This window comes from Shewanella sp. VK101, assembly GCF_056497865.1.
Map to the genome: position 1 here is coordinate 4,835,979 of NZ_CM151402.1, position 13,079 is coordinate 4,849,057.

Below are 13,079 nucleotides of genomic sequence, written 5' to 3' on the forward strand. Positions count from 1 at the left end.
CTCAAGGATGGGCACACTATGAAACTTGAATTCACACCTCAGTACCAATTGTCGGCCTCAATGGCCACGGCCGCAGACACAGCTTTTATCCAAAAAGTCTTCAACTCCTGCCGCAGTTATTTTCTGCATCTGGGCTTACCTGAGGAGATGGCTCAGGTGCTGTTGTTACAACAGTTTCAGCTGCAACAAGCCTGGTTCCAGAATCACTATCCCAACGCCATTACCCAAATACTCCGGGTGCAAGAGCAAGCGGCAGGAATACTCACCCTAAACACGGGTACTGATGCACTGCATATTCTGGATATGGCTTTGTTACCTGAGTATCGGGGACAAGGCCTGGGCAGCGAATTGCTGAACGCCATTCAATCTCTGGCCCAGCTAAAACAACTGGCGGTATCCCTGATGGTCGCCAGGGACAATCCGCAAGCGAAAAAACTGTACTTGAACAAAGGTTTTGTTACCCAGGATGTTACTGAGACTCACGAATTGATGTACTGGCACTGCCACTAAGTACCGATTGTAGGCTTGCAAAGATACAACTTACCTCCCTCCGCAATTCTCTGCCAACCACCCAACCAAAGTTAAAATCCGGTAACCAACTTGTTATTTTCAGACTTGTGTACCAGTGTTTATGGAGACCTGTCACTGCCTCGCAGCGACACCTCTAGGTAAATGGACATCATCAAGAGGGCTTGCTCAAGCCAAGCCTTCATTTTCAAGGAGTGAATATCATGGCAGACAACTTTATCGGCGAAATTCGTATGGTGGGCTTCAACTATGCTCCGCCAGGTTGGGCACTGTGCGACGGACAGACAATGAGCATTGCCAGTAATACGGCTTTATTCTCTTTATTAGGCACTATGTATGGCGGTGATGGAGTAAGCACCTTTAAGCTGCCGGATCTTCGCGGCCGGGTACCCGTCAGCTTTGGCCAGAGTCCAGGCACCAGTTTATACAACCAAGGGCAGATGCTTGGAGCCGAGGGGACCAATCTGACAACAGCCCAGTTGCCCGCCCATAACCACGCCATTGACTCAATCAATGCCAGTGTCAGCCCACTGGCATCCACCGGCAGCGGCACCACTGATGAGCCTGGCCCCGATACAGTACCGGCCAAGATTGCCAGCGGTCTAAATGCGCTGGAAGCATACAGCACCACGGCGAACACCAGTATGCAACCGTCACCAGTCAGCTTGGATGGCAACACAAACACAACGGGCAACAGTGACACTGTCGACTTGCGCCAGCCGTTAACCGTGGTGAACTTCATCATTGCCTTACAAGGCATTTACCCTCCCAGAACATAAAGCATCACAATCAACGGCAGTTGGAAGTGTGCTTTCCTGCTGCCGTTGAATTGCTCAAGCTAACACCGGACTATTCAGGGCTGCCAAAACCATGAACTCTTTAATACGGATATTAAGCCTGGTGACATTGTTGCTGTTGCCATTTGTACAAGCAAAGAGTGTCACAGAACCAGGGACAAAGGCTGAGCTCATCTTGGTCGATGCCACAATCTCTCAATATCAAACCTTGCTGGAACAGGCATCTACCACGGCCCTCACCTCTAGACCCATTACCGAACTGACCGAACTCAACGCCTTGATAGCCCAAGACAAGAAGTACTCGGGTTTACACTTGATCACTCACGGTCAAAGCGGCGAAATACTGTTGGCAGGCCACAAGTTGGCGCCGCGGGAACTGGCCACTCAGTTGGATCAACTGCTACTACCGGGTGCCCCCCTCTATCTCTACGCCTGTAACTTGGCTCAGGATCCAAAGGGCCAAGCCTTTGTCGATAATCTGGCCTCGATTTTAGCCCGGCCCGTATTGGCATCGACCAACGCCACAGGCAACCAGCGTCTTGGCGGTGATTGGCAACTCGAATACTCCACCTCCTCGACCATTACCGCCAGGACATTGTTTTCCGATGAAGTGAGAGGGTTTAATACGCTATTGTCCAACACAGCTTACGAATTCTCCGACGGTGATGCGGTTACCCTCACCAATGCCGCCTCAGCACTCGCCAATGACAGCACCTTTACCCTGGAAATGTGGGCCAATTTTTCCAGCACCTCAGGCATCATCAATCTGATGGATATTACCGGCTCACTCGATGCCGGTGGTTTTATCATATATAACAATACAATGACGGTTGATCTGAGCGGCGACTTCGGCTCTTTGACCCAAAGTAATCCAATCACTATTTCAACCAATGTCTGGTATCACTTTGCTTTTGTCTTCAACAACGGCCAGTGGGATTTTTATCTGGATGGCCAAGCCACAGGTATTGGTGTTGCCGACATGGGTGGCAACAACACAGTGCCGGATTATCAAGCGGCAAACGTCAACAACCTGGTCGCCGGTCTTCAAAATCATGGTTCGGTAAACAACTTTACCGGCAAAATAGATGACATCCGCCTTTGGAGCACGGCGCGGACTCAAACCGAAATTCAAAATAACCGCCAGCTCGAGCTGGCGGGCAATGAAACCGGCTTGATTGGCTACTGGAAACTCAACGAAACCAGCGGCACAGTTGTCAATGACAGCCAAACCAATGGTTCCATACTCCAGGGAAGCAGCAGTGGTGTTACGTTGGGTGTCACTGGAGCCTTCAGCGGTAATCAAAGCCCAACAGATATCTCGCTTTCCAACAACTCCGTCAACCAAAGCGGCGGCAGTAATGCTGTGGTGGGCACCCTGACAACCACGGATGCCGATGTTGGTGACAGTTTCAGTTATGCCTTGATTGCCGGTAGTGGTGACACCAACAATGGCAGCTTCAATCTCAGTGGTGATTCCCTCAGAGCCAACAATGCCTCCACCTTGGTTGGCGGTAGTTATAGCATCCGGGTGCAGACGACAGATTCAGGCAATGCCACATTTGAAAAAGCCTTTAGTATCACAGTCGTGGATGACCTTGCTCCGGAAGTGACCGGCATGACTATCGATGGCTCACCCGCAGATACCGCAACCAGCATCAGTTACACAGTTAGTTTCAATGAGTTGGCCAATAATATCTCGACCGACGACTTTAACCTGACCAACACGGGCTCTGCCGCAGGCAATATTGCGTCGGTATCCGCCAGCTCAGGCACCAGCGTTACTGTAACTATCAACAATATCAGCGGTAACGGTTCGCTGCGCCTGGATCTGAAAGCAGCAACCAACATCAGCGATGCTCAGGCCAACAGTGGGCCGGCAGCCTACACCTCTGGCGATGTTCATACTGTTGCCGTCCCTACTGTTCCCGGTGCCCCCATCATAGGCACGGCATCTGCCTTGGATGGTCAAGCCGTGGTCAACTTCTCGGCGCCGGCAAGTGATGGTGGTTCTGCTATTACCTCATACCAAGTGACTTCATCTCCAGGCGGGATCACCGCCAGTGGCGCCAACTCGCCGATAGGGGTTGCAGGCCTGACCAACGGCACGAGTTATACCTTTACTGTGCAGGCCATCAACGCCGTGGGTACAAGCTCGCCATCCGCACCATCCAACTCGGTAGTCCCAAAGGCAAACCAGAGCATCAGCTTCAACAACCCGGGGGCGCAGGACTTTGGCACCACGCCAACCCTTACCGCCACCGCCAGTTCAGGGCTGACGCCTGTGTTCAGCTCCAGTACCACTGGGGTCTGTACCATCACGGCCTCCGGCACCTTAACCTTTGTCACCACGGGTAATTGCAGTATCGATGCCGACCAAGCCGGAGACAGCAGCTACAATGCGGCGCCAACCGTGACCCAGAGCTTTACAGTCAATGCTGTGGTGCCCGGAGCGCCCACGTCGGTCAATGCCGTTGCCTCTGATGCCAGCGCCACAGTCAGTTTCAGCGCCCCGGCAAGTACCGGCGGCGCGGCGATCAGCAGTTACACAGTCACCTCAACCCCGGGTGGCCTTACCGCCAGCGGCGCCGGTTCGCCACTGACAGTTAGCGGCCTGAGCAATGGTACCGACTATAGCTTTACTGTCAGCGCCAACAACACAGCGGGTACGGGCCCGGCCTCGAGCCCCTCCAATACGGTGACCCCCAAGGCAAACCAGAGCATCAGCTTCAGCAACCCGGGGGCGCAGAGCTTTGGCACCACGCCAACCCTTACCGCCACCGCCAGCTCAGGGCTAACACCTGTGTTCAGCTCCACGACCACTGGGGTCTGTACCATCACGGCCTCCGGCACCTTAACCTTTGTCACCACGGGTAATTGCAGTATCGATGCCGATCAGCCCGGAGACAGCAGCTACAATGCGGCGCCCACAGTGACCCAGAGCTTTACGGTCAATGCCGTGGTGCCCGGAGCGCCGACGTCGGTCAGCGCTGTTGCCTCTGATGCCAGCGCCACGGTCAGTTTCAGCGCCCCGGCAAGTACCGGCGGCGCGGCGATCAGCAGTTACACAGTCACCTCAAGCCCGGGCGGCCTCACCGCCAGCGGCGCCGCCTCACCGCTGACAGTCAGCGGCCTGAGCAACGGCACCGACTATAGCTTTACTGTCAGCGCCAGCAACACAGCAGGCACGGGCCCGGCCTCGAGCCCCTCCAATACGGTAACCCCCAAGGCCAACCAGACCATCAACTTCAACAACCCGGGGGCGCAGAGTTTTGGTACCACGCCAACCCTTACGGCCACAGCCAGTTCAGGGCTGACGCCAGTGTTCAGCTCCAACAGCACTGGAGTCTGTACCATCACAACTACCGGCACTCTCAGCTTTATCAGCACCGGCAGTTGCAGCATTAACGCCGACCAAGCCGGGGACAGCGGCTACAATGCGGCGCCAACCGTGACCCAGAGCTTTACAGTCAATGCTGTGGTGCCCGGCGCGCCCATCATAGGCACGGCATCTGCCTTGGATGGCCAAGCCGTGGTCAACTTCTCGGCGCCGGCAAGTGATGGTGGTTCTGCGATTACCTCATACCAAGTGACTTCATCTCCAGGCGGGATCACCGCCAGTGGCGCCAACTCGCCGATAGGGGTTGCAGGCCTGACCAACGGCACGAGTTATACCTTTACAGTGCAGGCCATCAATGCCGTGGGTACAAGCTCACCATCCGCACCATCCAACTCGGTAGTCCCAAAGGCAAACCAGACCATCAGCTTCAACAACCCGGGGGCGCAGAGCTTTGGCACCACGCCAACCCTTGCGGCCACCGCCAGCTCAGGGCTGACGCCTGTGTTCAGCTCCACGACCACTGGGGTCTGTACCATCACGGCCTCCGGCACCTTAACCTTTGTCACCACGGGTAATTGCAGTATCGATGCCGACCAAGCCGGAGACGGCAGCTACAATGCGGCGCCCACAGTGACCCAGAGCTTTACGGTCAATGCCGTGGTGCCCGGAGCGCCCACGTCCGTCAACGCCGTTGCCTCTGATGCCAGCGCCACAGTCAGTTTCAGTGCCCCGGCAAGTACCGGCGGCGCGGCGATCAGCAGTTACACAGTCACCTCAAGCCCGGGCGGCCTCACCACCAGCGGCGCCGGCTCGCCATTGACAGTTAGCGGCCTGAGCAATGGCACCGACTATAGCTTTACTGTCAGCGCCAACAACACCGCGGGTACGGGCCCGGCCTCGAGCCCCTCCAATACTGTGACCCCCAAGGCAAACCAGACCATCAGCTTCAACAACCCGGGGGCGCAGAGCTTTGGCACCACACCAACCCTTACCGCCACCGCCAGCTCAGGGCTAACACCTGTGTTCAGCTCCACGACCACTGGGGTCTGTACCATCACATCCACTGGTACATTAGCCTTTGTCACCACGGGTAATTGCAGTATCGATGCCGACCAAGCCGGAGACAGCAGCTACAATGCGGCGCCAACCGTGACCCAGAGCTTTACGGTCAATGCCGTGGTGCCCGGAGCGCCCACATCTGTCAACGCCGTTGCCTCTGACGCCAGCGCCACGGTCAGTTTCAGCGCCCCGGCAAGTACCGGCGGCGCGGCGATCAGCAGTTACACAGTCACCTCAAGCCCGGGAGGCATTACCGCCAGCGGCGCCGGATCGCCGCTGACAGTCAGCGGCCTGAGCAACGGCACCGACTATAGCTTTACGGTTAGCGCCAGCAACACAGCAGGCACGGGCCCGGCTTCAAGCTCCTCCAATACTGTGACCCCCAAGGCAAGCCAGAGCATCAGCTTCAACAACCCGGGGGCGCAGAGTTTTGGTACCACGCCAACCCTTACGGCCACAGCCAGTTCAGGGCTGGCGCCAGTGTTCAGCTCCAACAGCACTGGAGTCTGTACCATCACAACTACCGGCACTCTCAACTTTATCAGCGCGGGCAGTTGCAGCATTAACGCCGACCAAGCCGGGGATAGCAGCTACAATGCAGCGCCAACCGTGACCCAGAGCTTTACAGTTAATGCTGTGGTGCCCGGCGCACCGATGTCTGTCAGCGCTGTCGCTGCCGACGCCAGCGCCACGGTCAGTTTCAGCGCCCCGGCAAGTACCGGCGGCGCGGCGATCAGCAGTTACACAGTCACCTCAAGCCCAGGTGGTTTCACCGCCAGCGGCACCGGATCGCCGCTGACAGTTAGCGGCCTGAGCAACGGCACCGACTACAGCTTTATCGTCAGCGCCAGCAACATCGCAGGCACAGGCCCGGCCTCAAGCCCCTCCAATACTGTAACCCCGGAGCCGGATAACAAGGCCCCCAGTATTTCAGGTACTCCAGCCGGCAGCGTAGATCAGGATAGCTATTACAGCTTTATCCCCACGGCCACAGATCCGGATCAGGATCCTCTGACGTTCAGCATCAGCAACAAACCGGCCTGGGCCAGTTTCAACACGGCAAGCGGCGAGCTCAGTGGTACTCCACTTCGAGAGCATGTAGGAGTTAGTGACAACATCATTATCCGAGTCACGGATGGTGCGCTCAGTACAGATTTGGCGCCCTTTAGTGTGGAAGTAAAGGCTGTCAATCAAGCGCCACAGGCCAACCACGACCGGATAACCCAAGCCTTCAGCCAAGAAAATAGTTATTTGCTCGATGTACTGGCCAACGACAGTGACCCAGATGACGATCCACTGACGATTGTGGATATCAGCACCAGTCTGGGCACTGCTACTGTACTGGGAGATAAGCTGCAACTGACAGTGCCGGAAAACTTCAATGGTCAGGTGCGACTCAGCTACAGCATCACGGACGGAGAGTTTTATGACAGTGCCAAGGTGAGCTTCAGTATAGAAGGCAGTAATCCAGAAGCCCCTGTCATCAATATCCCGGCCGATGTCACAGCCAACGCCACAGGTCTGTTTACCCGGGTAAACTTGGGTCGGGTCGGCGCCATCGACAGCGATGACAACCCCATTCCGGTATCCTTGTTGAACGGCTTCCCGTTTTTTGCTCCCGGCCAACATTTGGCTTACTGGAAAACCACAGATGGTAAGGGGGTAAGTGCCACAGCGTCGCAGTTGGTTACCGTGTACCCCAGGATTAACCTGGGAGCCTCGAAAACTGTCGCCAACTTCACTCGGGTGCAGGTGCCGGTTTTACTCAACGGCTCGGCCCCCGAGTATCCGATGGAAATCCGCTACAGTGTCAGCGGCGATGCGATTGCAGGTCAAGACCATGACCTTGCAAGCGGAAGCCTGCTCTTGAGTCAGGGAATGTCCACCAGCCTGGAGTTCAATGTTTTTGCCGACTTGACCGCCGGGCAACAAAAATCGCTGACAATCACCCTGGACGACGGCCAAAACCCCGGGCACAACGCCGCTACTGAAATACGCATCAGTAACAATAATCTGGCGCCCAACCTCAGCTTGAGCGCCAGTCAACAGGGTGAAATTCGCTCCAGTGTCAGCAGCTCGGATGGCTTAGTGACGGTAACGGCAGAAGTCGCTGACCCCAACCCGGCAGACAATATCAGCCTCAGTTGGTCCAGCGAGCCAGCTATGACAAACCTCTCGACCTCAGCAAACGAGTTCACCTTTGACCCCGCAGTGCTGGCCCCAGGGATTGTGACTCTGACATTGAACGCCATGGACGATGGTTCCCCCCAACTGGGAAGCAGCAAGAGTCTCAAGCTATTGCTGCTGGCACAGCTACCGGCTCTTGGGGAAACAGACGCCAACAACAACCGTTTACCGGATAGTGCCGAAGGCTATGGCGATCCGGACGGCAACGGTATTCCTGCCTATCTGCAGGGCGATCACCCCTGCAATGTGATCCCCGAACAGCTCAGCCGCCCCAATAGCTACCTGGCCGAGGCGCAACCCGGCATCTGCTCCCGTAAGGGGTTGCTAAGTCTACAGCGGCTGGATAACGGTATTGAGCTGGAAGATGGCTCAATGTTGCCAGATGACAGTGAAGGGAAAATTGTCGGAGGTTTATTCGACTTCGAACTCGAGGGCAGCGAGTATGGCGGCAGTGTCAGCATAGTGATCCCGCAAGTTCAGGCGATACCGGCACAAGCTCAATACCGTAAATATGTCGCTTCCGGCTGGCAGGAGTTTGTAACAGATGCCAACAACCAGATATTTAGCAGCGCGGGAGAACCCGGATATTGTCCACCAATGGGTGATGCCAGCTGGCAGAGTGGCCTTACTGAAGGTCATTGGTGTGTGCAACTGCTTATTCAGGATGGTGGCCCCAACGACGGTGACGGCCAAGCTAATGGCACCATAGTCGACCCGGGCGGCGTTGCCGTGAAGCTGTCAGCCAACCAACACCCCATAGCCCAGGCTGACAGCTTTAGTTTGCCATGGAATCAGCAACATCTACTGGACGTACTGGCCAACGATAATGATGCCGATAACGACAGCCTCTATCTGGTGCAGGCCAGTGTCTCTATCGGTGAGATCAGTGTCAGTGACGACAAGCTCAGCCTGATGTACACGCCGCCGGAAGACTTTATCGGCAACGCACAGCTGAGTTATACCGTCAGCGACGGCATGGGTGGTACGGCAATGAGCCATGCAGAGCTGGTTGTCTTTTACAACAGGGCACCCGTGGTGAATGACAGCAGCGCCGGCACGAACGACAGGACGACGATAGAACTGGATGTATTGAGCACTGCCAGCGACCCGGATGGCGACAGCCTGACGCTGGAAAGCGCTGTAGCTCAATCCGGTAGCGTCAGCATCACAACATCACAGACGCTGAGCTATCAACCTAAGACCGGCTTTGCGGGCACAGATATCATCAGCTTCAGTGTCAGTGATGGCAACGGCGCCTCGGCAACCGCTCAGGTAGTGGTGACGGTCACGGCCTATCAAGAGGTTGTGGTGGAAAACCGCTCTTCCGGCGGGGCCGTCGCCCCCTGGGCCTTGGCACTAATGCTGGTGATGGCGGGATTCAGGCGCTTAAGCCTGCGTTTGGCAAGCCTGCCGCTGTTGCTGCTACTGGCAATTGGGGTCAGTTTCAATGCCCAGGCGCGCTGGTCTGTGAACCTCAACTTGGGTTACAGCCATGCCCGCCTCTCGGAGTCGGATATCAACCAGGCCTTACCGGCAGAGATCAAACTGACGGAGTTGGACAAAGATGATTTCGCCTGGTCTGTGGCGCTGAACTACCAGGCTAGTGATGCCTGGGCGCTGCAGTTTGGCTATCTTGATTTGGGCGAAACCTCACTCATGCTGGCCGGCAGCACACTCGACCCACAGGCCTTGCAGCAATCACTTGCCAACCTTGGGCCGCAACTGGCCTCCGGGGTAACTGCCGGAGCCGAATACCGCTTTTGGCGATATCACGACTGGTCTTTCAGCCTCAACGGCGGGATATTTGTCTGGGAGAGCGACTTCAACAGCCAGTGGCAACAGCAAGAGTTGCGTTATGACGACTCTGGCGTCGACTTCTACTGGGGTCTGGGTGGCCAATATCAACTCTCCGAACAGTGGGCGATCAGAGCCGATTACCGCCGTTATATGTTGGACAGAAATCAGGTAGACGGTGTCTTTCTTGGTCTGGAGTTCTTTTTCTGAGCTTGGATTAGCTTAAGCGATCCGCCAGGATGTAAGAAGACCGCCTGATGGCGGTCTTCTTATCGGTAGGCTTACCAGATCCTGACTCTGTCCTCTGGCGCCAGATAGAGCGCATCTGTGGGTTTTACATCGAAGGCGCTATACCAGGCATCCAGATTGCGCACAGTCAGGGCCCGGTAGTTGCCGGGAGCATGGCCATCGGTGGCAATACGTTGGCGCATGGCCTGATCTCGCATCTTGGTTGCCCAAGTTTGGGCATAACCGATAAAGAAACGTTGATCACCGCTAAAACCGGCAATAACGGGCGCCTCTTTGCCCTTGAGTGACGCCCGGTAAGCATCGTAAGCGGCAGCCAATCCGGCTACATCAGCGATATTCTCCCCCAGAGTCAGTTTGCCGTTGACATGCAAGTCGGGGAAAGGCGCATATTTGTCGAACTGCTTGGCCAGGGCATCCCCTTGGGCGGCGAAATGCTCAAAGTCCGCCTGAGTCCACCAATTGCGCATAGCGCCGCTGGAATCGAAAGCCGCACCATTATTATCAAAGCTGTGGCTGATCTCATGGCCGATGACCGCCCCTATGGCACCATAGTTATAGGCATCGTCGGCCGTGGCATCAAAAAACGGCGGTTGCAGTATCCCGGCCGGGAAGTTGAGCGCATTTTGCACCGGCAGGTTTACCGCATTGACTATCTGGGCGTTCATCCACCATTCCCCTTTATCTTGGGGCTTGCCTATTTTGGCCAATTGATGAGCGTATTCGGCCTGTTCACCGGCCACGGCATTGGCATAAGCACTCTGCCCCACCTGATAATGGCTGTAATCACGCCAGTTATCCGGATAGCCCACACTCACCACCAGAGTATCAACCTTGGCCAGGGCTTCCTGTTTGGTGGCCGGTGCCAGCCAATCAATCGCCTCAACCCGGCCATGGAAGGCATCGACTATGTTATCCACCAACTCGCTGACCTTGGCCTTGGCCGACGCCGGGAAATAACGGCTCACATAGGCGCGGCCAACAGCATCTCCCAGATAATTATCCAACGCCTCCAAGGCGCGCTTATCGCGGCTGCGTTGCATAGGCGTGCCTGACAAGGTTGTGCCATAGAAGGCAAAGTGCGCCTGATCCAGCGCCGAAGGCAAGACATCTGTGTGGCTATTGATCTGGTGGAACAGCAACCAATCTTGCCAACTCGCCAGCGGCTCGGAAGCTACCAAGGCCGAGAGTGCGCGGATGGCGGGGCCATGATAAGCGGCAAAGCGTGGCTGCTGGCCAAGTTGCGCGGCCTCAAAGAATGCCTGCCAGTCGATACCCGGGGCCTTGGTGTCAAAGTCAGCCCGGCTCCAAACTGCGGATGATTTGGCAAAGTCTTCACTGTCTTCACGGCTGACGTGGGCGGCAGCTATTTTCAGCTCCAGCGCGAATATTCGCTCGGCCCGTTCACCGGCATTGTCTATGCCGGCGGTTTGCAACAAGGTCTCGACATAGTGGCGATAAGCCTGCCGCAGTTGCTGCATCTTGGGATCGCCCGACAGATAGTATTCCCGCTCCGGCAATCCCAGCCCGCCCTGCAACAGATAGGGCAATACCTCTCCCGGAGTCGCCAGCCCTTGGGTGACAAATACCCCCAGCAGATTCTCAGTGTGATAGTCGGTGGCATTAAGCGGGTCAACATCGGCCCGTAAACTGGCTCCCAAGGCCGCCGATAGCGCCTGTTTGGTTTTCAGGGCTGCTATCTGCTTTTGGTAATTCGCCAATGGCTGCAGGCCGGCTTTTTCGATGGCATCAGTATTGGTATAGGCCAGATAAAAATCGGCAATTCGCGCTTCATCACTACCGGCAGCATGGGGCTTGGCAACCAGCTCAGCAATCAATTCGGCCTTGTGCTGCTCGGTCGATTCAAAAGCCACCAGAAAAGACCCAGTGGAGGCTCGGTCGGCAGGTATCTTGGTATCCCGCATCCATTGACCATTGGCGTAATTGTAGAAGTCATCTCCTGGTTTAATACTGGTATCCATGGCTGCCAGACTGATGCCTATATTGGCCTCTCCCTGACTGGAAGTCACAGACGGCACCTTGGTTGAAGCTGTATCTTGAGACTGGCAAGCGGCCAGGCCGCCGAGCAGGGCCGCGGCGGTAAACAGCGCGATTGCATTGGGCTTGAACATGCAGATTTCCTTGATCTTATTTATGGGGTTTCAGGCGTTTGATCTTCGAGTCTATCTCATTTCACCGCTTGGCGGCCAAGCAGAAAACTGTCACAAGATATGAGGCAGATTGCCCCCTGCGCATCCCTTAACCTCAAAAGCGTCTGAGGTAATTCCCACCCCAAAAGCGATAGGCAAAGGCGGATTTTTGGCTTATTGTGGAGAAGCTGTCCAGTATAGTGGTCAAGTAAAACTGGCTTAAGCGGTGGGAGAGGAACAAAGTATCATGCTGGTTGTCTTGACCATCCAATGAAACACCTTTCTGGACAACTTCTGTGCCAGAGCGTCTGCTAATTTAGCTGTTTACAGATTAAATTGAGTAAGGCAAAGCCACACTATAGTTTTTTGCATACTGGTTTATAGTTCAACAGTCATTGCCACCAGTGCTAGTTCAACTGAGAAAATAAGGCCAAATTTAGCCAATAAAATTCAGGACTTCTCACTATCATCTTCGATTTTATTCAACACGTCATTGATAAAATATTTGTCTCGTTTGCGAACATATTCCAACGTTCTAGGCTGTTCATTCAGCCCGATTGATGACTTCATCAGGTCATGTACGAGCTTATTTCGGATGTTCTTAACCTCATGTAAAGGTGGCAGAAGTTCTCGAAACTCTCTCTTTTCAGCAGAGTCATCAAACTCATAGAGTTTGATGAACGCTTTGAGAGTGTTAATTTTCTTACCTAACATCAAATTTTCTATTTCAGGGTCGATACAAGTAAGAAGGTGACTAAGCTTATGTTCAATACTAAAAAATATTCCGGTCTTAGCATTAGATTCTTGCGTTCGTGCTCTGAACCATCCATTACCCTCAGCGACTATCTCTATCAATCGTTGACTATTTCGCTCAGGAAATTCAGGCTCACGATAGGTTATAGTTTGAGTATTGCTTTTCTGCGGAAATCTTTTGTAATAACCTAATTTACTGAATAATTTTCCAAAATTTCCTCTTAAAGA

5 protein-coding genes are annotated in these 13,079 nt (G+C 54.9%); 3 read left to right on the forward strand and 2 right to left on the reverse strand.

Going from position 1 to position 13,079, the window contains the following annotated elements:
- Positions 1 to 18 precede the first annotated feature (18 nt).
- The 3 genes from ACSHSR_RS21565 (at position 19) to ACSHSR_RS21575 (ending at position 9,912) form a co-directional block, all read left to right on the forward strand.
- Positions 19 to 510, forward strand: a complete 492-nt coding sequence (locus ACSHSR_RS21565; RefSeq protein WP_479631132.1) for a GNAT family N-acetyltransferase — start codon at positions 19 to 21, stop codon at positions 508 to 510.
- Between the two features lie 221 nt (positions 511 to 731).
- Positions 732 to 1,307 (forward strand): phage tail protein, encoded by a 576-nt coding sequence (locus ACSHSR_RS21570; RefSeq protein ID WP_208162804.1) that lies wholly within the window; start codon positions 732 to 734, stop codon positions 1,305 to 1,307.
- 91 nt (positions 1,308 to 1,398) lie between these two features.
- Positions 1,399 to 9,912 carry a fibronectin type III domain-containing protein gene (locus tag ACSHSR_RS21575; RefSeq protein WP_479631133.1) on the forward strand — a complete coding sequence of 2,838 codons (8,514 nt, stop codon included), beginning with the start codon at positions 1,399 to 1,401 and terminating at the stop codon, positions 9,910 to 9,912.
- Positions 9,913 to 9,983: 71 nt separating this feature from the next.
- Here the strand turns inward: ACSHSR_RS21575 and ACSHSR_RS21580 are convergent, their stop codons facing one another.
- Together ACSHSR_RS21580 and ACSHSR_RS21585 are read right to left on the reverse strand one after the other, a co-directional pair.
- On the reverse strand, positions 9,984 to 12,080 hold the full coding sequence (locus ACSHSR_RS21580; protein WP_479631134.1) for a M13 family metallopeptidase: 2,097 nt from the start codon (positions 12,078 to 12,080) through the stop codon (positions 9,984 to 9,986).
- A 468-nt stretch (positions 12,081 to 12,548) separates the two neighbouring features.
- Positions 12,549 to 12,953, reverse strand: coding sequence for a hypothetical protein (locus ACSHSR_RS21585; protein ID WP_234519255.1), 405 nt, complete (start codon positions 12,951 to 12,953; stop codon positions 12,549 to 12,551).
- Positions 12,954 to 13,079: the final 126 nt, after the last annotated feature.

What these genes read in the sequence shown, in the direction of transcription:
- ACSHSR_RS21565 (WP_479631132.1), top strand. Translation starts at nt 19, where the DNA reads ATGAAACTTGAATTCACACCTCAGTACCAATTGTCGGCCTCAATGGCC.
- ACSHSR_RS21570 (WP_208162804.1), top strand. Translation starts at nt 732, where the DNA reads ATGGCAGACAACTTTATCGGCGAAATTCGTATGGTGGGCTTCAACTAT.
- ACSHSR_RS21575 (WP_479631133.1), top strand. Translation starts at nt 1,399, where the DNA reads ATGAACTCTTTAATACGGATATTAAGCCTGGTGACATTGTTGCTGTTG.
- ACSHSR_RS21580 (WP_479631134.1), bottom strand. Translation starts at nt 12,080, where the DNA reads ATGTTCAAGCCCAATGCAATCGCGCTGTTTACCGCCGCGGCCCTGCTC.